General features: G+C 71.7%; 21 protein-coding genes and 1 pseudogene. 8 read left to right on the top strand and 14 right to left on the bottom strand.

The annotated features are described in order from the left end of the window. Window positions 1-382 precede the first annotated feature (382 nt). Window positions 383-559, top strand: coding sequence for a hypothetical protein (locus O3W51_RS39590; RefSeq protein WP_198359124.1), 177 nt, complete (start codon window positions 383-385; stop codon window positions 557-559). A 38-nt stretch (window positions 560-597) separates the two neighbouring features. On the opposite strand, the gene O3W51_RS39595 is transcribed toward O3W51_RS39590, so the two are convergent. Beyond that, entirely contained in the window at window positions 598-957 is a 360-nt protein-coding gene (locus O3W51_RS39595; protein ID WP_244808976.1) for an STAS domain-containing protein, read from the bottom strand. 315 nt (window positions 958-1,272) lie between these two features. Between O3W51_RS39595 and O3W51_RS39600 the strand changes: the two genes are divergently transcribed. Further along, window positions 1,273-1,494, top strand: coding sequence for a hypothetical protein (locus O3W51_RS39600; protein ID WP_138353469.1), 222 nt, complete (start codon window positions 1,273-1,275; stop codon window positions 1,492-1,494). A gap of 48 nt (window positions 1,495-1,542) precedes the next feature. Here O3W51_RS39600 and O3W51_RS39605 read toward each other — a convergent pair whose 3' ends face one another. From O3W51_RS39605 to O3W51_RS39625, 5 genes are all read right to left on the bottom strand, one after another. Continuing rightward, window positions 1,543-2,457, bottom strand: a complete 915-nt coding sequence (locus O3W51_RS39605; protein WP_138353468.1) for a GNAT family N-acetyltransferase — start codon at window positions 2,455-2,457, stop codon at window positions 1,543-1,545. A gap of 131 nt (window positions 2,458-2,588) precedes the next feature. Further along, a complete protein-coding gene (locus tag O3W51_RS39610) occupies window positions 2,589-3,530 on the bottom strand; it encodes a sigma-70 family RNA polymerase sigma factor (RefSeq protein WP_198358963.1) in 942 nt (313 codons plus the stop codon). Window positions 3,531-3,657: 127 nt separating this feature from the next. Further along, window positions 3,658-4,254 (bottom strand): TIGR03086 family metal-binding protein, encoded by a 597-nt coding sequence (locus tag O3W51_RS39615; RefSeq protein WP_232485997.1) that lies wholly within the window; start codon window positions 4,252-4,254, stop codon window positions 3,658-3,660. Between the two features lie 445 nt (window positions 4,255-4,699). After that, window positions 4,700-4,894 carry a ferredoxin gene (locus tag O3W51_RS39620; RefSeq protein WP_198358965.1) on the bottom strand — a complete coding sequence of 65 codons (195 nt, stop codon included), beginning with the start codon at window positions 4,892-4,894 and terminating at the stop codon, window positions 4,700-4,702. Window positions 4,895-4,957: 63 nt separating this feature from the next. Next, window positions 4,958-5,233 carry a cytochrome P450 gene (locus tag O3W51_RS39625; protein WP_269288696.1) on the bottom strand — a complete coding sequence of 92 codons (276 nt, stop codon included), beginning with the start codon at window positions 5,231-5,233 and terminating at the stop codon, window positions 4,958-4,960. A 19-nt stretch (window positions 5,234-5,252) separates the two neighbouring features. Here O3W51_RS39625 and O3W51_RS39630 point away from each other — a divergent pair, with 19 nt between their 5' ends. The 4 genes from O3W51_RS39630 (at window position 5,253) to meaB (ending at window position 10,652) form a co-directional block, all read left to right on the top strand. Continuing rightward, complete coding sequence (locus O3W51_RS39630) at window positions 5,253-5,501, top strand: hypothetical protein (protein ID WP_443048392.1); 249 nt, start codon at window positions 5,253-5,255, stop codon at window positions 5,499-5,501. A 225-nt stretch (window positions 5,502-5,726) separates the two neighbouring features. After that, window positions 5,727-7,403 carry a methylmalonyl-CoA mutase family protein gene (locus tag O3W51_RS39635; RefSeq protein ID WP_269288697.1) on the top strand — a complete coding sequence of 559 codons (1,677 nt, stop codon included), beginning with the start codon at window positions 5,727-5,729 and terminating at the stop codon, window positions 7,401-7,403. Then, complete coding sequence (scpA, locus tag O3W51_RS39640) at window positions 7,403-9,652, top strand: methylmalonyl-CoA mutase (RefSeq protein ID WP_138353462.1); 2,250 nt, start codon at window positions 7,403-7,405, stop codon at window positions 9,650-9,652. The genes O3W51_RS39635 and scpA overlap by 1 nt, the downstream gene beginning before the upstream one ends. 4 nt (window positions 9,653-9,656) lie before the next feature. Next, entirely contained in the window at window positions 9,657-10,652 is a 996-nt protein-coding gene (meaB, locus tag O3W51_RS39645) for a methylmalonyl Co-A mutase-associated GTPase MeaB (protein WP_138353461.1), read from the top strand. Between the two features lie 15 nt (window positions 10,653-10,667). On the opposite strand, the gene O3W51_RS39650 is transcribed toward meaB, so the two are convergent. Then, the gene (locus tag O3W51_RS39650) at window positions 10,668-11,678 is read right to left on the bottom strand and encodes a LysR family transcriptional regulator (RefSeq protein ID WP_138353460.1); all 1,011 of its coding nucleotides are present in this window, start codon (window positions 11,676-11,678) and stop codon (window positions 10,668-10,670) included. Window positions 11,679-11,936: 258 nt separating this feature from the next. Between O3W51_RS39650 and snpA the strand changes: the two genes are divergently transcribed. Further along, the gene (snpA, locus tag O3W51_RS39655; protein ID WP_269288699.1) at window positions 11,937-12,596 is read left to right on the top strand and encodes a snapalysin; all 660 of its coding nucleotides are present in this window, start codon (window positions 11,937-11,939) and stop codon (window positions 12,594-12,596) included. An 85-nt stretch (window positions 12,597-12,681) separates the two neighbouring features. Here snpA and O3W51_RS39660 read toward each other — a convergent pair. From O3W51_RS39660 to O3W51_RS39680, 5 genes and pseudogenes are all read right to left on the bottom strand, one after another. Then, window positions 12,682-13,298, bottom strand: a pseudogene (locus O3W51_RS39660) (DUF6629 family protein). Between the two features lie 80 nt (window positions 13,299-13,378). Next, window positions 13,379-14,047, bottom strand: a complete 669-nt coding sequence (locus tag O3W51_RS39665; protein WP_269288701.1) for an epimerase — start codon at window positions 14,045-14,047, stop codon at window positions 13,379-13,381. Between the two features lie 114 nt (window positions 14,048-14,161). Next, complete coding sequence (locus O3W51_RS39670) at window positions 14,162-16,285, bottom strand: tetratricopeptide repeat protein (RefSeq protein ID WP_187144741.1); 2,124 nt, start codon at window positions 16,283-16,285, stop codon at window positions 14,162-14,164. Further along, on the bottom strand, window positions 16,282-17,460 hold the full coding sequence (locus O3W51_RS39675; protein WP_187144742.1) for a hypothetical protein: 1,179 nt from the start codon (window positions 17,458-17,460) through the stop codon (window positions 16,282-16,284). Before O3W51_RS39675 ends, O3W51_RS39670 begins: the two co-directional genes overlap by 4 nt. Window positions 17,461-17,748: 288 nt before the next feature. Continuing rightward, on the bottom strand, window positions 17,749-18,186 hold the full coding sequence (locus O3W51_RS39680; protein WP_138353456.1) for a GNAT family N-acetyltransferase: 438 nt from the start codon (window positions 18,184-18,186) through the stop codon (window positions 17,749-17,751). 51 nt (window positions 18,187-18,237) lie between these two features. On the opposite strand from O3W51_RS39680, the gene O3W51_RS39685 reads away from it, so the two are divergent. Continuing rightward, window positions 18,238-18,468 carry a hypothetical protein gene (locus tag O3W51_RS39685; protein WP_232485998.1) on the top strand — a complete coding sequence of 77 codons (231 nt, stop codon included), beginning with the start codon at window positions 18,238-18,240 and terminating at the stop codon, window positions 18,466-18,468. Window positions 18,469-18,480: 12 nt separating this feature from the next. On the opposite strand, the gene O3W51_RS39690 is transcribed toward O3W51_RS39685, so the two are convergent. Together O3W51_RS39690 and O3W51_RS39695 are read right to left on the bottom strand one after the other, a co-directional pair. Next, window positions 18,481-19,425, bottom strand: coding sequence for a glutathione S-transferase family protein (locus tag O3W51_RS39690; RefSeq protein ID WP_138353455.1), 945 nt, complete (start codon window positions 19,423-19,425; stop codon window positions 18,481-18,483). 40 nt (window positions 19,426-19,465) lie between these two features. Beyond that, window positions 19,466-20,335: glycoside hydrolase family protein (locus tag O3W51_RS39695; protein WP_269288703.1), on the bottom strand; the 870-nt coding region annotated here is incomplete at its 5' end.

Below are 20,335 nucleotides of genomic sequence, written 5' to 3' on the forward strand. Positions count from 1 at the left end.
CGCGCCAGTGTCTCGTCCGCCACGTCGGGCAACTCCCGGCGCAGACGCGCCAGCGCCTCCGCGAACGCCGCCCGTGCCTCCCCGGATCCGCGCCCGGTCACCGCCGCCACCCCCGCCCCCGCTCCCCGCGCCGCACCGGCCGATGTGAATCCTGTGGGCCCACTGCCGCGTCGAGGTTCCCAGTCTGCCGTCCGGAGCGGCTGTTCGGCCGGTGTTCCCGGAGCGGGCCGCACCGGGGACCGGCTGTTTTCTCGGCGACCCTACTCCGACCTGGCACGACGTGAGTTGCGGCGCGGACGAACCCGCGACGGGGCCGCGCGGCCGTGGCTACGTTCGACCCATGCCGCAGGGACAGCGCGGCACTCTTCAGTGAGGAGCGGAAATGACGCAGCAGCAGACGCGCGACCCCCTTGGCCGGTGGAAGGCGTTGATCTTGTTCGGGGTGGTGTGCAACGCCATCGGCCTCTTCACCCACGTGCCGGTGTGGACGCTACTGGGAGCGCCCACCGCCTTGGTCGGCGTGATCGGCCTGTTCGCGGCGCGGCGTCCGCGGACCTGAGCGGACCTGAGCGGATCTGAGAGGACCTGACCGGGGGGCTAAGGGGCCGGTTCGGGGGCCGGCATGTGCTCCAGCAGGTCGAAGTGCAGCCGGAGTTCGGGGAGCCGGAGGATCCGCAGCGTCGGCGGGTGGGTGCAGAGCAGTCGGAGCCGGCCGTCACGGGCGACCGCCCGGCTGCGGGCGCGCACCAGGGTCGTTATGCCGCTGCCGTCGAGGAAGTCCACCTGCCGCAGATCGATGAGCAGGTCAGGGTGGACGCCCTCGGTCAGGTCGTCCAGGAAGCGGGTGAGGTCGGGGGCGGTCAGAAGGTCGATCTCGCCGCGAAGCGGCACCACGGTGCAGTCCCCGTGGGTACGGGTGTGATCCGGTGAGAACACGGGCAGGGTGGACTCTTCCACGACGGCTCCCTCAGCTACGGGACGATCGTGCGGGGGTACCGACAGGGTCAGGGTCGACGCGAGTCACCGTACGGGCACCCGGCGCGATCCGGACCTGTTTCACGGAACAGCTGCGTCCTGACCCCCAACAGTGCTAGGGGTCGGGTCCGTGCTCCGCCGGATCGGCATCGATCGCACCGCGACCACCCGCTGTGCCGGCTGCGCTCCGGCGGTGGTCAGCAAGGGGCGGACCGGGGAATCTCCGGGGCCGGCGGTTCGTTGGCGGAGTGGGAGCCAGAGGGTTCCCATCTGTGCCGAGCCGAGTCCGGGGTCGCCATGAACGCACGTCATGAACGAGCGGGTCATTCCAACGGGCAGGGCCTCGACGGGCAGCGTCCCGCCGAAGACCCGGCCGAGGGGCGGGCCGCCCGCTTCGGGCAGCTTCCCGAGCGCATAGCGCCGGAGCAGATGGTCGAGGAGAGCCCGTCGGATCCGCCGAACGACCCCCAGTTCGGCCGCAACCCCGACAACGACTGGCTGATCCGCTACTGCGCCTGACGCAAGGGAGCCGGGAAGAGGTCCGATCCGGTCCCGGTCCGGTCACTGTTACGGCAGGGAGCCGGTCCTCGTCGGCAGTTCGATGGACCGGGTCTCCTCGACCACCGGGTAGCCCGCGCTGGTGTACAGGCTCATCGCCACCTCGTTCCCACCGAACACGTTGAACATCAGGGCGGAGTCGCCGGCCTCGACGGTGGCCCGCTCCCCCACGGCCATCGCGGCCCTGCCGTACCCCTTGCCGCGGTGTTCCTCGTCGACCTCCAGCGAGAAGCCGAAGGTCACCCCCGGCATGTGGTGGTGCTTCAGCCACCCGGTGCCGATCCGGGCTCCCGCGTGCTCCAGGACCAGGATGGAATGGTCCTCGGTGTCCAGGCCTTCGGGGATCAGTTCCGTGTAAGCCCTGTCGGCCTTCTTGCGGGCCTCGTCAGGGGTCGTGGCACCGGACCGGACGATATCGGCGGCGAAGGCCGCGTTCTCGGCCGCCAGCCACCCCGGATACTCGGCCGGTGTCATCGGCCGGGCGGTGACCCCGTCGAACGGCGTCGCCGCGGCGGCGATGACGCGCATTCTGAGCTGGCCCCGCACTGGGTAATCGGCGAAGAGTACGTCCGGCTCGACGAGCCGCACGGCGACCCGCGTCGCGCCCTGCCGCCCGCACCATCCCTCGGCCCAGGTCCTGGCGGCCCGTTCATGGCCCTGCCCGGCGTGGGCCGCGTCGACCCAGAGGTCGCCGATGCGGCCGGTGGGGGTGTCCGCTTCCATCGTCACCGCGACGAAGCCCACTCCGGTACCGGCCGAGAGGATCTCGGCGACGGTCCACTCGGCGATGCCGTCGCGCAGCCGTCCGAGGCTGAACTCCGCCGCCTCCTCGGGATACCCCACGGCACCGTACGCGGCGCGGAGCCGTCGTTCGAAGCCCGGCTGCCAGGTAGATGTATCGACAAGAACACTGAATTCCGTCACTCCGCCACTCTAGTGAACGGGGCTGACGCACCGTCGGGCCGGGCGCACGGCGCGGTGTTCGCTTTGGTGTTCGCTGCAGTGTTCACTGCGGTGTTCACTGTGGTGTTCGCCCACGCCGTACGCCCCCGCGGTCAGCCGATGCGGGAGAGCTTGTCGGGATTGGTCACGAAGTAGATGCCCTGCACCTGAGCACTGTCCGGGACCAGTTCGACGACCAGCACCGCGAAGGGCGATCCGGCGCGGAACAGCACCGCCGACGGGTCCCCGTTGATCCACTCGTAGCGGATGTCCAGGCCGCGTCCGACGCTGCCGGCGCGGGTGGACAGCAGCTTGGCCACCGTGTCGCGGCCGTGGACCGGCCGCAGTCCCGCGGCCGTGGCCTTGCCTCCGCCGTCGGCCCACAGCGTCACATCGGGCGCCAGCAGTTCGAGCAGGGCCCGCAGGTCACCGCCGGACACCGCCGCGGCGAACCGCTCGGTCACCTGCTGCCGCAGCCGCGGGTCGGCCCGGTAGCGGGGACGCCGGGCGTGCACGTGTTCACGGGCACGGTGCGCGAGCTGGCGGACCGCCGCGGGACTGCGGTCGAGGATGTCCGCGGTCTCGGTGTGGGCGTAGCCGAACAGCTCGTGCAGGACGAACACCGCGCGTTCCAGCGGGGTCAGGGTCTCCAGGACGACCAGCAGCGCCATCGACACCGACTCGGTGCGTTCGGCCACATCAGCGCCGTCACCGGTGGCCGTCGCGTCGGTGAGTGGCGTGATCAGCGGCTCGGGGAGCCACGGGCCGATGTACGTCTCACGCCGCCGGCTGATCACGGCCTGGCGCGCGAGCGCCTTGTTCACCGCGATCCGCACCAGATACGGGCGCGGGACGAGGATCGGCTCCGCGCCGGGCGCTCCGACTCTGGACGTCCACGCCAGCCAGGTCTCCTGCAGGACGTCCTCGGTGTCGGCGACGCTGCCGAGCATGTCGTAGACGATCGAGAACAGCAGCTCACGGTGGCCGACGAACACCCCCGTGGCATCGTCCGCCGCCGTTTCGCGGGCACGGTCGGCGGGCGGGGTGTCGGACATCGTGGGCCTCCTGTCGCTGGTGCGACCTGAGAGCGGTACGGATGGCCGGAGTGTGACATCCGCACCGGGATTGTGGTCCACGTCTCATCGCGGCGCCGGCAAGTCCCACACCCGGTGGGCCGGTGCATCAGCCCCGCTGCTGGGGATCACGGCCGAAGAACGCCGCGAGGCGGTCGTACACCGGGGCGTCCGGGCGGGCGGTCACCTCCGGGCCGAAGGCCTCGGGGCCGCCTTCCTCGCCCCGGAACTCCGGGCGCAGCGCGCCCCGGGCCCAGCCGAGTGCCGCCTCGCCCACCTCGGGGTCGAGGGTGACCGGCCGGCCCAGCGCCTTCGCCAGGTCCCATGCGTGGACGGCGAACTCGGTGATCTGCTGGTCGACGGGAAACCTGGCGGGTACCTCGCCCATGCCGGGGAGCTCGATCGTGCCGGTGAGATCGCCGGCCCGCGCCCAGGTCCCGAGGAGCGCCGCGGAGCCGTCGGAGAAGGCCTCGGCCCGCCCGCTGCCCGTGCCCTGCCCCGACTCGCCCGCCGTGGGAGTACCGCCGCCGGCCCGTTTCGTGAACTGCTCCAGATCGTCGATGAGGTGATCGACCAATGCGGCGACGGTCCAGGCGCGGCAAGGGGTCGGCAGCGGCAGCTGGTCATCGGTGACCGAGGCGACGAGCGCGCCGGCCTGGTCCAGGGAGCGGGAGAGCAGCGCGAGGGGTTCGGCGGACGGCGTCATCGGCATTCCTCGGGTTCTGGAGCGCCGGACGGGGCCGCCGCGCTCCGAGCCGGCGTGAAGGACCGGCTCAATATCGCATCCGGATCATGAACCCGGGGCGGACGACACGATCCGCGGACCGGCGACGGCGGGACGCCGCGCACGGACACAGGTACCGCATCGGCTGCGCTCCGCGCCAACTGCGTTCTCCTTCAACGGTGTTCCCCCGAGCGGGCATCGAGCGGGGCGCCGAGGAAGCAGGGCGTGATCTCCCCAGGAGGGGGGTACGCGACGAGCGACCATTGTCACCCACGAGACCCGGGAGTGTGCCGTGGATTCTTCCCGCCTGTCGATGAGCGCCGTCGTGCGCGTGGTCTGCCCGCGGTGTCACCGCACCAAGTGCATCTGCGCGAAGCGGAGGCAGTGGTCCCACTGACCGGCCTCCCCCGGCGGGCCGCCGGCGGCGTCAGTCCGTGACGCCGATGGCCCCCGCCGGGCAGCACGCGACCGCTTCCTCGACAGCGGATCCCTCGCTCTCGGGTGGGCCGGCCAGCAGAAGAACCACCCGGCCGTCGTCGTCCGCCTGGTCGAAGACGTCGGGGGCGGTCAGGACGCAGAGGCCCGAGCTGCAGCACAGGGCGCGGTCGACGGTGACGCGCACGGGGTACTCCTTCACGATGTCGTGATGGGGGGAGGGACGGCTGGTTCACGGCGGGGGCCGGGCTCACCAGACGACGGGCAGGTGGAAGAGTCCGAACACCGCCATGATGTGGCGGAACGACAGCTCCCCGGCGGGAACGCCGATCCGCAGTCCCGGAAGTCTCCGTACGATGCCGGTGAGGGCGATCTGGAGTTCCAGGCGGGCCAGCGGCTGTCCCAGGCACTGGTGGACGCCGAAGCCGAAGGCCAGATGCCGGCGGCCGGGACGCCCCACGTCGAGCCGGTCCGGTTCGGGGAAGGCCCGTTCGTCGCGGTTGGCCGCGGCCAGTGGGACGAGCACACCCTCACCCGCCCGGACGGTGACGTCACCGAGCTCCGTCTTCGGCGTCGGGCAGGCCTTCTGGCGCACCGTCGGACATCCCCAGCGCGGAACGCCGGAGTTGGGCCCGATCCGGGAGGAGTGCGAACGGACGGCGCGCGCCGGCATCGGCGACGAGGCCTACGAGGCCTACGAGGCCTACGAGCGGGCCTTCCGGCGCGGCGCCTCCGCGAACCTCCAGGCCGCGCCGGCCTCCGTACTGGACGCCGCCTCCCCGATCGAGGCCTGATCCGGCCCGCTCGCGGATGAATCGGGCGCCGGTCAGTGTCGTCCGGGCCGGCGCGGGCTCCCCACCCACCCCCTGGGCCACACCCGTCCGGGCCCCCTGACCGTCCGCGGCAGCCACCCGCCGAAGGCCCAAAAGCCCCAGTTCAGGACGGTGGGGACGGACAAGGAGGGCAAGGTCACAGTCGTGGGCCTGCCCTGCCTTTAGCGGCTGCCCTAGCCTTTCCTCATGACGGTCCTGCCTGATCCCGGACTCCCCTTGGCCGACGAGTTCCCCGACGCTTCCCGCGAGCAGTGGCAACGCCTTGTCGAAGGCGTTCTCACCAAAGCGGGTACAGCGGTCCCGGGTACCCCGGCCGAGGAAACGCTGTCCACCATGCTCCAGGACGGCATCGCCACCCGTCCGCTGTACACCGCGCAGGACAGCGCCGCGGATCCCGGCTATCCCGGCTTCCCGCCGTTCACCCGCGCCGGACGGCCGGAGGGCACCGCGGGCACCGGGTGGGACGTGCGCCAGCGGCATGCCCGGCCCGATCCGAAGCGCACCAACGAGGCGGTGCTCGCGGACCTGGAGAACGGCGTCACCTCACTGTGGCTGCTGGTCGGCGGCACCGGCATGCCGGTGTCCGGGATCCCGGCGGCCCTCGAGGGCGTCTATCTCGACCTGGCGCCGGTCGTTCTGGACGCCGGCCCCGAGTTCGAGGCCGCCGCCGCGGAGTTGCTGCGCCTCTACGGGACGCGCGGGGTGCCCGCGCACTCGGCGCTCGGCAACCTCGGCGCGGACCCGCTGGGGCTGGCGGCCCGTACCGGACAGCACTCCGCCCTCGACGCGCAGTCGGCGGCCGCCGCCGCGCTCGCCGCCCGGTGCGACCGTGAGTACCCCGGACTGCGGGCCCTGACGGTGGACGCGCTGCCCTACCACGGGGCCGGTGCCTCGGCCGCGCAGGAACTGGGCTGTTCCATCGCCACCGGCGTCGCCTATCTGCGGGCGCTGACCGCCGCGGGACTGACCGTCGACGCGGCCTGCGCCCAGCTGGAATTCCGTTACGCGGCGACCGCCGACCAGTTCCTGACCATCGCCAAGCTGCGCGCCGCGCGGCGGCTGTGGGCCCGGGTGGCCCAGGCCAGCGGGGCGGCCTCCACCGCGGGGGCGCAGCGCCAGCACGCGGTGACCTCGCCGTTGATGATGACCCGGCGCGACCCGTGGGTGAACATGCTGCGCACCACCGTCGCCTGTGTGGCGGCCGGTGTGGGCGGCGCCGACACCGACACCGTGCTGCCCTGCGACGACGCGCTCGGCCTGCCGGACGACTGCGCCCGGCGGATCGCCCGCAACACCTCGTCGATCACGGGTGTCAGCGAGTTCCCGAATCTGTCCGAGCAGTCGGTGGAGCGCGAGGCCGCGCCCGATCCGGCCGGGGTCGCCGAAGGGGCCGGCGGCGGACTGCCGACGGTCCGGCGCGACGACGCCTTCGAGGCGCTGCGGGCCCGCTCCGACGCCCATCTGGCCGCCACCGGTTCCCGGCCGCGGGCCTTCCTGGCCGCGCTGGGCCCGGCCGCGGCGCACACCGCCCGCGCGAGCTTCGCCGCCAACCTCTTCCAGGCGGGCGGCATCGAGACCGTCCAGGACCCGGTGACGGTCGACGCGGCGTCGGTCGCCGAGGCGTTCGCGCGCAGCGGCGCCACCGTGGCCTGTCTGTGCTCCAGCGACAAGCTCTACGCCGAGCAGGCCGTGGACACGGCGGCCGCCCTGGTCTCGGCCGGCGCACTGCGGGTGTTCCTCGCGGGCCGCCCTGGCGAGCAGCGTGAAACGTATCTTCGGGCCGGAGTCGACGAGTTCGTCTTCGCGGGCGGCGACGCGGTCGCCGTCCTCGCCTCCGTCCTCGACCGCATGGGAGTGGCGTGATGCAGGGCAGCACGGGGCAGCCGGGACCGATCCCGGACTTCGCGGACATCGGCCTGGAGCCGGACGGCCCGGCGGATGCCGCCCCCGGTGGCGGCATCACCGGTGACCAGTGGCGGGCGGCCGTGCGGGAGAGCACGGGCAAGGACGACGAGGACCTGCTCTGGCAGACCCCGGAGGGCATCGCCGTCAAGCCGCTCTACACCTCCGACGACCTGGCCGGGCTCGACTTCCTGGAGACCTATCCGGGGATCGCGCCGTATCTGCGCGGACCGTACCCGACCATGTACGTCAACCAGCCGTGGACGATCCGGCAGTACGCCGGCTTCTCCACCGCCGAGGAGTCCAACGCCTTCTACCGGCGCAACCTCGCGGCCGGGCAGAAGGGGCTGTCGATCGCCTTCGACCTGCCCACCCACCGCGGCTACGACAGCGACCATCCGCGGGTCACGGGCGATGTCGGCATGGCGGGCGTGGCCATCGACTCCATCTACGACATGCGGCAGTTGTTCGACGGGATCCCGCTGGACCGGATGAGCGTGTCGATGACGATGAACGGCGCGGTGCTGCCGGTCCTCGCCCTCTACATCGTCGCGGCCGAGGAACAGGGTGTGCCCCCGGAGAAGCTCGCGGGGACCATCCAGAACGACATCCTCAAGGAGTTCATGGTCCGCAACACCTACATCTACCCGCCGCAGCCGTCGATGCGGGTGATCTCCGACATCTTCGCGTACACCTCGCAGAAGATGCCGCGCTACAACTCCATCTCCATCTCCGGCTACCACATCCAGGAGGCCGGGGCCACGGCCGACCTGGAGCTGGCCTACACACTGGCCGACGGTGTCGAGTACCTGCGCGCCGGGCTGGCGGTCGGTCTTGACGTGGACGCGTTCGCACCGCGGCTGTCGTTCTTCTGGGCCATCGGCATGAACTTCTTCATGGAGATCGCCAAGCTGCGCGCGGCCCGGCTGCTGTGGGCCAAGCTCGTCAAGGGCTTCGATCCCAAGAACCCCAAGTCGCTGTCGCTGCGCACCCATTCCCAGACCTCGGGCTGGTCGCTGACCGCGCAGGACGTGTTCAACAACGTGCCGCGCACGTGTGTGGAGGCCATGGCCGCCACCCAGGGCCACACCCAGTCGCTGCACACCAACGCGCTGGACGAGGCGCTGGCGCTGCCCACCGACTTCTCCGCGCGCATCGCCCGCAACACCCAGCTGTTCCTGCAGCAGGAGTCGGGCACCTGCCGGGTCATCGACCCGTGGGGCGGCAGCGCGTACGTCGAGAAGCTCACCCACGATCTCGCCCGGCGCGCCTGGCAGCACATCGAAGAGGTCGAGGCCGCGGGCGGCATGGCGAAGGCCATCGACGCGGGCATTCCGAAGCTGCGCGTCGAGGAGGCCGCTGCCCGTACCCAGGCCCGTATCGACTCCGGGCGGCAGGCGCTGATCGGCGTCAACAAGTACCGCGTCGGCACGGACGAGAAGATCGACGTCCTCAAGGTCGACAACTCCTCGGTCCGCACCCAGCAGATCGAGAAGCTGCGGCGGCTGCGCGCGGAGCGCGACGAGGGCGCCTGCCAGGACGCGCTGCGCGCGCTGACCGCGGCCGCCCGGGACGGCAACCGGCCCGGCGGCGGCCTGGAGGGCAACCTGCTCGCGCTCGCGGTGAACGCGGCGCGCGCCAAGGCGACCGTCGGAGAGATCTCGAACGCATTGGAGGAGGTGTACGGGCGGCACGTCGGCCAGATCCGTACCATCACCGGTGTGTACCGGGACGAGGCAGGAACGTCACCCGGCGTGGAGCGCACCCGCAAGCTGGCGGACGCGTTCGCCGAGGCCGAGGGCCGCCGCCCGCGCATCCTGGTCGCCAAGATGGGCCAGGACGGCCATGACCGCGGCCAGAAGGTGATCGCCACCGCCTTCGCCGACCTCGGATTCGACGTCGACGTCGGCGCGCTGTTCCAGACGCCGGCCGAAGTGGCCCGGCAGGCGGTCGAGGCGGACGTCCACATCGTCGGTGTCTCCTCGCTCGCGGCCGGCCATCTGACGCTGGTGCCGGCGCTGCGCGAGCAGCTCGCCGAGGCCGGCCGGGAGGACATCACGATCGTCGTCGGCGGCGTCATCCCGCCGCAGGACATCGAGACCCTCCACCAGGCGGGCGCGGCGGCGGTGTTCCCGCCCGGCACGGTGATCCCGGACGCGGCGTACGACCTGCTGAACACCCTCGCCGCCGCTCTCGGCCACGAGTTGTGAGCCGATGGCACCCACGATCGACATCGACGGCTACATCAAGGGCGTCCTCGACGGGTCGCGGCCGCACATCGCCCGTGCGATCACCCTCGTCGAGTCCACCCGCCCCGCCCACCGCGAGCTGGCCCAGCGGCTGCTGACCGAGCTGCTCCCGCACTCGGGAACGGCGCGCCGGGTCGGCATCAGCGGGGTGCCCGGCGTGGGCAAGTCCACGTTCATCGACGCGCTCGGCACCCTGCTCACCGGCCTCGGCCACCGGGTCGCGGTCCTCGCCGTCGACCCGTCCTCGACCAGGACCGGTGGCTCCATCCTGGGCGACAAGACCCGGATGGAGCGGCTGGCGGTGGACCCGGCGGCCTTCGTGCGGCCCTCCCCCACCTCCGGCACGCTGGGCGGCGTGACCAGGGCCACCCGTGAGTCGATCATCGTCATGGAGGCGGCGGGCTACGACGTGGTGCTCGTCGAGACCGTCGGGGTCGGCCAGTCCGAGACCGCCGTGGCCAACATGGTCGACTCCTTCCTGCTGCTCACCCTTGCCCGCACCGGCGACCAGCTGCAGGGCATCAAGAAGGGTGTCCTGGAACTCGCCGACATCGTCGCCGTCAACAAGGCCGACGGTCCGCACGAGCGCGAGGCGGCCTCCGCCGCCCGGGAACTGGCCGGCGCACTGCGGCTGCTGCAGCCGCTGGACGCGGGCTGGACGCCGCCCGTGCTCACCTGCAGCGCGCGGGAGAACAGCGGACTCGACGCGGTCTGGGAGCGCCTCGAACAGCACCGGCGCGTGCTGCGTACCGATGGCCGGCTGGAGGCCAAGCGGCGGGACCAGCAGATCGAATGGACCTGGTCCATGGTCCGCGACCAGCTCCTCGCCCGGGTGCGCGAGCACCCCGACGTCCGTGGTCTCGCGCCCGTGGTGGAACGGCAGGTCCGCGAAGGCACCCTCACCGCGACGCTCGCCGCCGAACGCCTGCTCGCCGCCTTCCAGCCGCCGGACGCCGGCTGACCGCTCCGGCGGGTGTCAGGCGCAGCCGGCGGTCCGGGACAGCTCGTCCTCGTCCACGTACAGCAGCGGCCGGTTGTTCCTGGCCAGCCACTGCCGGTACGTGGTCGCCGCGGCGGCCGCCTCCCGGTAGGCCGCCACCAGATCGGCGTAGAGCGCTTCGACCTCGGCGGTTCCCACCCCACCGGCGGCACCTTCGGGCAACGCCCGGGACGCCATGAAGAGTTCGACCGCTATCGGGTCGCCGCGCAGCGGCCGGATGGCCATGCCGTGCCGGGGCTGCGAAGTCGGCTGGCAGGGGGCGACCGCCTCACCGGCGGCGACCATGTCGGCGGCGGTCAGATAGTCCCCGTACGCCACTCGCGGCGTGAACCCCGATGCGCGCAGGGCCCGTTGTACACCGTCCCACTCACCGTCCACGCTCGGGTCGACCATCCAGCGGTCGCCGGCGACGTCGGACAGCGAGACCACGCTCTGGCGCGCCGCCGGATGGTGCGCGTGCAGGGCGATGAACTGCGGTTCCCGCGCGACGAGGACCCGCCGTTCGAGACCGTCCGGGATCCGTAGCGGCGCACCCTCGACCTCGTGGACGAAGGCGACGTCGAGCTGGTTCAGGGCGACCATCTGCAGCAGGGCGTTGGCCGACACGTCCACCCGGATCGTGGTGTCCGAGTCCGGCAGCCGGGCGTGCACCCTGCTCACCCATCCGGCCATGGCGCGGCTCGCCGTGCCGCCGATCCGCAGATGCGGTCCCGCGGCCCTGACCACCGCCGCCTGTGTCTCGGCCACCAGCGTGTTCATCTCGGCGACGAGCGGCCGCGCCCGGCACAGGACCGTGCGCCCCAGCGGCGTCGGGCGGCTGCCCGTGCGCTCCCGGGAGAACAGCTGTCCGCCGAGGGCGCTCTCGATCCGTCGGAGCTGTGTCGTCAAGGACGGCTGGGTCATCCCCAGCTGCCGCGCCGCCTTGCGCACACTGCCGGTATCGGCGATGGCGCACAGTGCGCGAAGGTGCCTCACCTCGAGCTCCATGAGCGGAGGATATGGCGGGATCCGCACGTCGCACCAGGGTCCCGAACCGCAGCAATACCCGTCTTTCGCGTACGAGTTGGCCACCCGGTACCGGGGATGTTCCCGGCCTATCGGCCCCTGACATCATCCCCGGCGGCGCGCTTCTCCCGCACACTCACCGGCAACAGCAGTTCATCCCCCAGCCCCGGTCGCCGTTCCCCCCAATGCAGCTGTACCCGACAGCGACCGACGGCTTCTCGGAGGAGAAGGAGACCCCCCATGCGATACCCCAAGGTGCTGCTCGCGGCAGCGCTGGGCATCGGCCTCGCTGCGAGTCTGGGCACTGTGCCCGCCATCGCCGCCGCCCCCCAGGCGGACCAGTCCGCGGCCCAGGCCTCGGCGTCCTACGCCACCTACGCCGGTTCGAACGAGAACGCGGCCGCCAACAAGGCGTTCTTCGACGCCGTCCAGCGGTCCGTCGCGGCCAAGCGCGCGGCCAACCCCGGCCTGCAGACCGTCACCCTCATCTACAGCACCGGCAACGCGCCGTCGTTCAGGTCCCAGATATCGCGCAGCGCGCAGATCTGGAACTCCGCGGAGAAGAACGTGAAGCTCCAGGAAGGCAGCAACGCGGACTTCGCGTACTACGAGGGCAACTCCAGCCAGGGCTCGTACGCCAGCACCGACGGCCACGGGAACGGCTACATCTTCCTGGACTACCGGCAGAACCAGCAGTACGACTCGATCCGTGTCGTCGCCCATGAGACCGGGCACGTGCTCGGCCTCCCGGACCACTACTCGGGTCCGTGCAGCGAGCTGATGTCGGGCGGCGGCCCCGGCACCTCCTGCCGTAACGAGGTTCCGAACGCGACCGAACGCGCCCGTGTGGGCCGGCTCTGGGTCAACGGCCTGGCGGCCGGGACCGTGGCGCGCCGCTAGGGCATGTCCCTGGTCCGTTCCGCCTGATGGCCCGAGGTCCCCGCACCGCACGGTGCGGGGACCTTCCGGCGCCCGGCGCCCTGGGTCACGGACCGGCCGGGCGACGGTGCACCCAGGCGAGGACGACGACGGAGGCGACAGCGGCGAAGGCGCACCAGGTGGAGATGAACTCCAGCCGCCACACCACCGCGCGCATCAACGCACCGGCCGCGACGAGCCCGCCGAGCAGCCGCAGCAACCGGTCGCCACTGAGAAGCAGCGAACCGATGGTGGCGACGAGATAGCCCGCGATGATCAGCGACGACTGCGGCAGGTCGAGACCGTAGCCGACGGTGTGGCCGCGGACGTCGGCGGTCACGGTCCGGGTGGTGAGGACTACGCGAGCGTCACGGCGGTGACGAGCCCGACGAGGGCCGGGATCATCAGCAGCCGCCGTGCGCTCCTGGGCGCGGCGAGCAGCACCCCGAACGGCACCCACACCGGCAGCAGCGGCAGGGCGATGACGGCCCAGGCCGTGGTGGCCGGCCCCGCGCCGCCGTCGGAGCGCCAGACGACGGACTCGATGATCTGATGGGCTCCGAGGATCAGCGGCAGCGCCGCGATCGGCAGATCGCGGGCCCGCCGCACCCGCGCCACGCAGGCCACCCCGATCGCGGCGATACCGGTACCCACCACGAGGTCGGCTGTCGCGCTCCAGCACATGAGGTCACCCGGGGATCGGAGGGGACGGCGGATCCAGGTACAACGATCTCCACCGTACGACCCCCGCGCCGCCGCAACGGTCAGGCGCCGCCCAGCCGGTTGATGTCCTTGCTGTACAGAATGTGTTCGCCGGCGCCCTTGAGGGCGACCACGGCGAGCATGGCCCGTCCCAGGTGCTCGGTCGTCGTGGTGTGTCCTGGTGCCAGCCTGCGCAGGACCGGGTAGAGCCAGGACGTCAGGGAGTACGCCACCCGGTACCAGCGGGTCCTGGACTTCTCCCCGTTCAGGGGCTGGATCCAGGCGGGACGGAACATGTACGCGTGGAAGTCCAGGGCGAGCAGTTCGTTCTCGGTCCTGCCCTTCACCCGGGCCCACGCCGAGCGGCCCCGCTCGGTGCTGTCGGTGCCCTCTCCCGAGACGTAGGTGAAGGTCAGGGACGGGTTGCGCGCGGCGAGCGGGGTCGCGGCCGCGTGGGTGCAGTCATGCGTGATCCGCACGTACTCCTCCTGGCTCCGCCCGCCCGACGAGACACCCAGGCAGAAGAAGCACGCGTCGAGGCCGGCGAACTCGTCCTCGATCGCGGAGAAGTCGGTGAAGTCCCGGTGGATCACCTCACGGACCTTCGGGTGGCTCCGGCCGAGCGGCGCACGGCCCACCACCAGGACGCTCTCGACCCGGTCGTCCAGCACACACTCGCGCAGGACCCCCTGACCGACCATGCCGGACGCACCGAAGATGACTACGTTCACGTGCGTGTCCTCGCGTGTCGGCATGCGGATGGGCAGGGCCGTGGGTCGGCTCGGGCAGGGTACCCCGAAGCCGGTTCCCATCGGCGGACGGCGGCGCTGTAGTCCTTTCCCCCGTCAGCCCGCTACCGCGACCGCCAGGGCCGCTTGGCATTCGGCGAGTTGGCATTCGATGGCGTCGCGGTCGGCGCCGGGCAGGTCGAGCGCGTGCCGGTAGTCCGCGATGGCGGCCCGCCAGCTGCCGGCCGCCTGGTGGGCGAAGCCGCGGTTGTACAGGAGATCGGCGTCGTCCCCGGTCACCGCCAGGGCGCGGGTCAGGTCGTCGACGGCCGCGGCGTGGTCGCCGGCCTCGTAGTGCAGGACGGCACGGTTGGCCAGGGCCGCCGAACGCAGCGGGTCGGCGGCGAGTGCCTCGTCGAAGGCGCGCAGGGCTTCGTCCGCGTCGTCCTGTTCCATGGCGATCAGGCCCCGCGTGCACAGCAGGTCCGGTTCACCCGGGTGGAGTTCGAGGCCCTGCGCGAGCTGGACGGAGGCGAGTTCCGTGTCGCCCTCGTCGATGAGCAGGGAGACGAGGTTGACCCGGGCGGCGAGATAGTCGGGTTCGAGCTCCAGGACGTAGCGCAGGTCGCCGATCGCGCCGTCGGTGTCACCGGCGGCCGCGCGGGCGTCGGCCCGGTTGTAGTACAGCTCGTGGATGGGCGGGGTGAGGGTGGCGGCCTGGTCGTAGTCGGCGAGCGCCGCTTCCAGGTCGCCCCGCTTGTACTGCAGTGCGGCGCGGTCGCAGTAGTACTCGGGGTAGTACGGGTCGAGCGCGAGGACGCCGTTGAAGTCCTCCAGCGCCTCGTCCAGCCGGCCGAGGGCCACGTTGACCTGGGCCCGGTTGTGCAGCAGCACGGAGCGGTGCAGCGACTGCCTGCCCGGCTCCAGCTCGCGGTCCAGCCGGGCCAGCCCCTCGGTGACCAGCCGCAGGGCGGTCTCGGGGTTGCCCCGGCGCAGTTCGACCAGGGCCAGTCCGTTCTCGTGGAAGACGGTGTGGAAAGCGCGGTCGGCGGGATCCGGCAGCTGCTTGGCGATGGCGATGGAGTTGTTGACGTACTGCTTCGCCAGGTCCGAGTCCTGACGCTCGGCGGGGTGGATCCGCGTGTACAACATGGACAGGGCGTAACTGGAGACCATGTGCACCACCGGGTCGGTGTACCGGCCGCGCAGCTCTCGGTAGATCACCTCGGCTTCCTCCGTACGCCCCAGCGCGCCCAGCGCCTGGGCCGTCTTGCCGCCGGCCACGCAGTACAGCCGCTCCTGTGCCACCGGGTCGAAGCTGTCGCGTCCTTGGCCGCCGAGTTCGATGGCCGCGTCGTAGTAGCCCATCCGGAGGCAGTAGTCGGCGGCGGTCAGCAGGTCGCGGCACTCGTCATCGGTCCGTCCGCCCGCGTGCGCGCGGTGGTAGGGGATGGCGCCGAGCCGCAGGCTCCAGTCGTCCTCCTCCTCGAGTTCGACGGCGCGGACACGGTGCAGTCCGGAGCGCAGCCGCGGATCGGCGTTCCGGTAGGCGGCCACCTCCGCCGGGATGTCGCTGGTGCCGTCGGAGATGATGTACGCCTGGAGGAGTTCGTTCTGCACGCGGGTGTCGGGCGCCGCGGGTGCGGCCGGCAGCTCGGTACGCCGCGCCTGGCGGTCCAGGGCCTGCGCCAGCCCGTCGGGGAGGTCCGGGGAGGCGCTGGTGCCGACCGCGATCGTGAGGACCTCGGTCCGGGCACGGCGCAGCAGGACCGTGATCAGTTCCTGGTCGGTCGGGTCGGCGGCGTGCAGGTTGTCGAACAGGACCAGTTGCGGCCGGCCCGCCGTCGTACCGGCCTCCTGGGCCCACGCGTTGAGGAACTCGGTGAGTCCATGGGCGATCCTGCGGGTGCGCAGGGGTGAGTAGTACCGGGTCCGCTCGGTCGGCGACGCGAGGGACGTCAGTGTCTGCGGTGGCGCGTCGACGAGGTCCTTGAGTTCGGGCGCGACCGAGAGGATCTCGATGGCATGCCGGGCGACCAGCGCGGGCCTGGTCTTGAGCACCTCGGGCACGATGGCGCGCAGCAGGCTGCCTGCCGCGGTGTACGGTCCGCGCAGCCGCCGGTGGCAGTCGACGGTGGTCAGGTGCCCGGCGGCGGCGAGTGCTTCGGCGGTCGCGGCCCGCACCCTGCGGTCGGGTCCGCTGAGCCAGCTGTGGCGGGGCGTCTGGCGGTTGCTGCTCATGTGGTGCGTTCCTCTCTGCGGGCGCTCTTCCTGGCCGGCAGGAGGAACGGCAAGACGAATTGCGCGAGGATCACGGTGACGGAGCCGATGGAGTCCCAGAAGGCGAGGCCGGTGCCGCCGTCGCCGGTCAGCCCGGCGGCCACCCGGGTCACGAACTCCACCAGCGCCGGGATGATGGCGAGGGCCGCCCAGCCGAAGAGGAGGATGACGCCGCCGATCATCGCGGGGGCGTACCAGCGCGCCACCGCGGCGTCGCGCGGTGACCAGGGCCCGGCGTCGGCCGGCCTGGGGCGGACTCCGGGCACCCACCGCCATTGCCTGCGCAGCCGGGCGGTCGCCGCTTCGTGCAGGTCCGTGCAGCCCAGCACCGTCGTCACCATGTAGTAGAGGTCGGTGCGCAGGAAGAAGAAGAACTGCCAGGCGATCCTGAACAGGGTGGGGAAGGCGAACGCCAGGGCGACACGGCCCGGCCAGGACAGCCCGCCGTTGGCCGCGTCGGCTGCGGCGCCCACCGTCAGGGCCGAGAAGAGCAGGACGTCGGCGAGGACCCCGGCGGTGAAGGGCAGATAGCGGCGCCGGCTCGGTACGCCGAGCAGGCCGTCGAGATGGGTCTCCAGGACGAGGAAGTACATCCGCCGGCCCACGGTCATCCGGGATCCGACCCCGAGCCGGCGGGCGGCCAGGACATGGAACAGCTCGTGCCACAGCAGACCCGGTATCTGGCCCAGCAGCAGCACGAGTTGGGTGAGGAGCAGGGAGTCCGCCAGGAAGATCGCGTGGGGGTGCGGGCGCGCCTGCGGTTCGCGGACCATCGCGACGACGCCGGCGGCGGTCAGCACGGCGAAGACGATCCAGGCCGGGGGCGAGAACAGCCATCGGCCCAGCCGCTGGTGGCGCACCGTGCCCAGGCGTGCGGTGTCCTCGCCCTCCGAGCGGACGAAGCCGCAGTCGTCGAGGGTGCTGAGGAAGTCCGTGATGTCGACCGGTTCGCCGTAGGTCTCCTGGTACCAGCGGGCGGCGGCGGTGGTCTCCATGCCGTCCATGAGGCGTCGCAGCAGTTCGGCGCCGTCCGCCGGGAACGTCACGTAGGACTCGATGTCCGGGCGCCCCACAGTGACCTCGTCGCGTTCGGTCACGAAGGTGAGCTCATGGAATTCCGGGTACGGTGCTGTCATCACGCGTCTCCTGCAACGGCCTGAGCCCGCGCGCGGGAGGGCTTCCCGCACACGGGCCAACAGCGGAACTCAGATCAGCACCAGGGCCAGGTCCCGTACTGGGACGAAGCCGAGGTCAGCTTGACCGGGCCGTTCTTGCGGACAGTGATCTTCTTCATGACATCACCTCCTCAGGCGGAAGGTGATGACCGTGCTCGGCAACACTGCAGAAACACTCAGGTCCTGCGGGACCCCCAGCTCAGCACGGTGTACGCGGCCGATTACGGCCCGTCATCCGGACGTCGTCCGTCAGTCGAGCGGCAGGACATAGCAGACGAAGCCGTGGTAACGCGTCACCCTGTCGTACAGCGCCCGGGCCTGCGCGTTGTCCTGCCGGGTGTGCCAGTACAGCCGCGGCACAGCACGTTCCCGCGCCGCCTCGGCCACCTGCTCGATGAGTGCCCGCCCCGCCCCGAGGCCCCGCGCCGCCTCGTCGACGAACAGGTCCTGCAGATAACAGGCGCCGGCCGACCAGACGTTGGCGTGGAACAGGTAGTGGGCGATGCCCACGACCTCGCCGTCCAGACGCGCGGCGATCCCGTACAGCTCCCCGCCGTTGATCAGTCGCTGCCATGTCTCCTCGTACCCCGCGTCGGGCACGGTCGTCCCGTAGAACGCCATGTAACCGCGCGCCAGTACTTCCCACTTCACGCGGTCCCAGGGACGCAGGGGACTGATTTCCAACATGGCGCCATCCTGGCACGGGCGGGTGGCCCGGGACCTCGGGCCCGGGTCACCGTGCACGCGGCCGCCGACGCCGTCGTCGAGCGCATCAATCCGGCGGTGGGTGTGGTGGAGGCGGTCGAGGCGGGCACCTGCGCCCTGGACACCGGTGCCGACACGGTGGAGACGCTGGGCGTGTACCTGGGCATGCTGGGCTACGACTTCGACGTGACCGGCCCGCCGGAGCTCCTGGCCCATCTGCGCGAACTGGCCGTCCGCTACGCCCGGTCCGCCCCGGCGGAGTGAGCGGTCGGAGCCTCAGGAGCCCAGGGCCTCGCGGCCGTGCGGGGTGGTCCAGCCGGACAGGTCCGGGCCCTTGGGCACGATGCGGGACGGGTTCAGCTGCTCGTGGGTGGCGTAGTAGTGCCGCTTGATCTGGTCGAAGTCGACGGTGTCGCCGAAGCCGGGGGTCTGGAAGAGGTCGCGGGCGTAGGCCCACAGCACCGGGTTCTCGGTGAGTTTGTTCCGGTTGCACTTGAAGTGGTTGTGGTACACCGCGTCGAAGCGCACCAGCGTGGTGAAGAACCGCACGTCCGCCTCGGTGATGCGGTCGCCGACCAGGTACCGCTGTCCCGCCAGCCGCTCGGTGAGCACGTCCAGCCGGCTGAACAGGGCGTCGTAGGCTTGCTCGTACGCCTCCTGCGAGGAGGCGAAACCGCAGCGGTACACACCGTTGTTGACATCACGGAACAGGTCGGCGGCGACCTCGTCGATCTCGGGACGGAGGTGCGGCGGATAGAGGTCGGGCGCTCCCGGCCGGTGGTACGCGGTCCATTCGGTCTCGAGGTCGAGGGTGATCCGCGGGTAGTCGTTGCTGACGACCGTCCCGGTCTCCGTGTCGACGAGGGACGGGACGGTGACGCGGCCCTCGAAGGCCGGATCCGTCCGCAGGTACGCCTCGGACAGGAAGCCGATCCCGAGCACCGGATCGCGGTCGCCCTCGTCCAGGGTGAAGCGCCACCCCCGCTCGTCACGGATCGGATCGACCACGCCCAGGCTGATCGCGTCCTCCAGGCCGAGCAGCCGCCGCACGATGATCGCGCGGTGCGCCCATGGGCAGGCGAGCGAGACGATCAGCCGGTAGCGGCCCGCCTCCGGCACCCGCCCGCCGGTGCCGTCGGCGGTGATCCGATCGGTGAAGCGGTTCGCCTGCCGGGTGAACTCGCCCTTGGTGCCCGTCTCCCGCGCGAACTGTGCAGCCATGTCTCCGACCCTACCCAGTGCACCGCGAGGCTGCCACGCCTCAGCCCGCGGCGCGGAACGCCCGGCCCGCCTCGGTCGCGACGGCTCCGCTGCGGAAGAGGCCGCTGCTGGGGGCGGTGTCCGAGGCCGGGAGGCCGAACCAGGCGTAACGCTGCACATAGGGCAGTGCCGCCAGCATGGCGGTGGAGGCGGTGACGAAGGAGGCCTGCTGCTGCGGGGTGGGGAACCTGGTGCCGTGCGAGAAGTCGATCAGGGCGTACTCGGTGAGCCAGATCGGCTTGTGGTACCGGTCGTGGACGGCCTGCAGATACGACTTCAGCCGGCTGACGGCGGCGGGGGTGGAGAAGTCCCCGCCGTACCAGTGCAGCGCGATGAAGTCGACGCGGTAGCCCCGGGCGGCGGCCCCGGACATGAAGCGGTCGAGCCAGCCACCGGCGGTGTCACCGCCGTAGGCCACGGCCGGGCTGCCGACCGTCCGGCCGGCCGCGCTGAGCCGGGGCCACAGGGACAGCGCCTGCTCCACCGTCATGTTGGACTGCGCTGCCATGTCGGGTTCGTTGAAGCCCAGCAGGTAGGGGCTCTCGGCGCGGGCCTGCGCCAGGGCGGCGTCGGTGACGGACGCGGCGCCCCAGATCATCGGGACGAAGCCGGCGGTGCCGGACCCCGCGACCCCCTGATGCCGGGTGGACCAGGTGTAGTACCAGCTCGCGCCGGACTGCGTCAGCGCCTGGTCCACCCCCGGAAACGTCCAGACGCCCACGCCCTTCTTCGCCGAGCGCGCGACGGGGACGGTGGCCGCCGGGACCGGGTGCCGGGACGGGGTCACGGTCGGGGTGGGTGTGGGTGTACGGGAGGGGGTGGGCGTCGTGGACGGTATGCCGGACGGTGCCGCGGCCTGCGGGGTGACGGC

The organism is Streptomyces sp. H39-C1, assembly GCF_027158125.1.
Lineage (GTDB): Bacteria > Actinomycetota > Actinomycetes > Streptomycetales > Streptomycetaceae > Actinacidiphila > Actinacidiphila fildesensis.

Bases quoted from the DNA above. Each gene is read 5' to 3' on its own strand.
- O3W51_RS39615 (WP_232485997.1), bottom strand. From the start codon at position 4,254: ATGACGCCGTCCGCCGAACCCCTCGCGCTGCTCTCCCGCTCCCTGGAC.
- O3W51_RS39650 (WP_138353460.1), bottom strand. From the start codon at position 11,678: ATGGAGCTCGAGGTGAGGCACCTTCGCGCACTGTGCGCCATCGCCGAT.
- O3W51_RS39670 (WP_187144741.1), bottom strand. From the start codon at position 16,285: ATGAGCAGCAACCGCCAGACGCCCCGCCACAGCTGGCTCAGCGGACCC.
- scpA (WP_138353462.1), top strand. From the start codon at position 7,403: ATGCAGGGCAGCACGGGGCAGCCGGGACCGATCCCGGACTTCGCGGAC.
- snpA (WP_269288699.1), top strand. From the start codon at position 11,937: ATGCGATACCCCAAGGTGCTGCTCGCGGCAGCGCTGGGCATCGGCCTC.
- O3W51_RS39590 (WP_198359124.1), top strand. From the start codon at position 383: ATGACGCAGCAGCAGACGCGCGACCCCCTTGGCCGGTGGAAGGCGTTG.
- O3W51_RS39690 (WP_138353455.1), bottom strand. From the start codon at position 19,425: ATGGCTGCACAGTTCGCGCGGGAGACGGGCACCAAGGGCGAGTTCACC.
- O3W51_RS39610 (WP_198358963.1), bottom strand. From the start codon at position 3,530: ATGTCCGACACCCCGCCCGCCGACCGTGCCCGCGAAACGGCGGCGGAC.
- meaB (WP_138353461.1), top strand. From the start codon at position 9,657: ATGGCACCCACGATCGACATCGACGGCTACATCAAGGGCGTCCTCGAC.
- O3W51_RS39680 (WP_138353456.1), bottom strand. From the start codon at position 18,186: ATGTTGGAAATCAGTCCCCTGCGTCCCTGGGACCGCGTGAAGTGGGAA.
- O3W51_RS39635 (WP_269288697.1), top strand. From the start codon at position 5,727: ATGACGGTCCTGCCTGATCCCGGACTCCCCTTGGCCGACGAGTTCCCC.
- O3W51_RS39675 (WP_187144742.1), bottom strand. From the start codon at position 17,460: ATGACAGCACCGTACCCGGAATTCCATGAGCTCACCTTCGTGACCGAA.
- O3W51_RS39600 (WP_138353469.1), top strand. From the start codon at position 1,273: ATGAACGCACGTCATGAACGAGCGGGTCATTCCAACGGGCAGGGCCTC.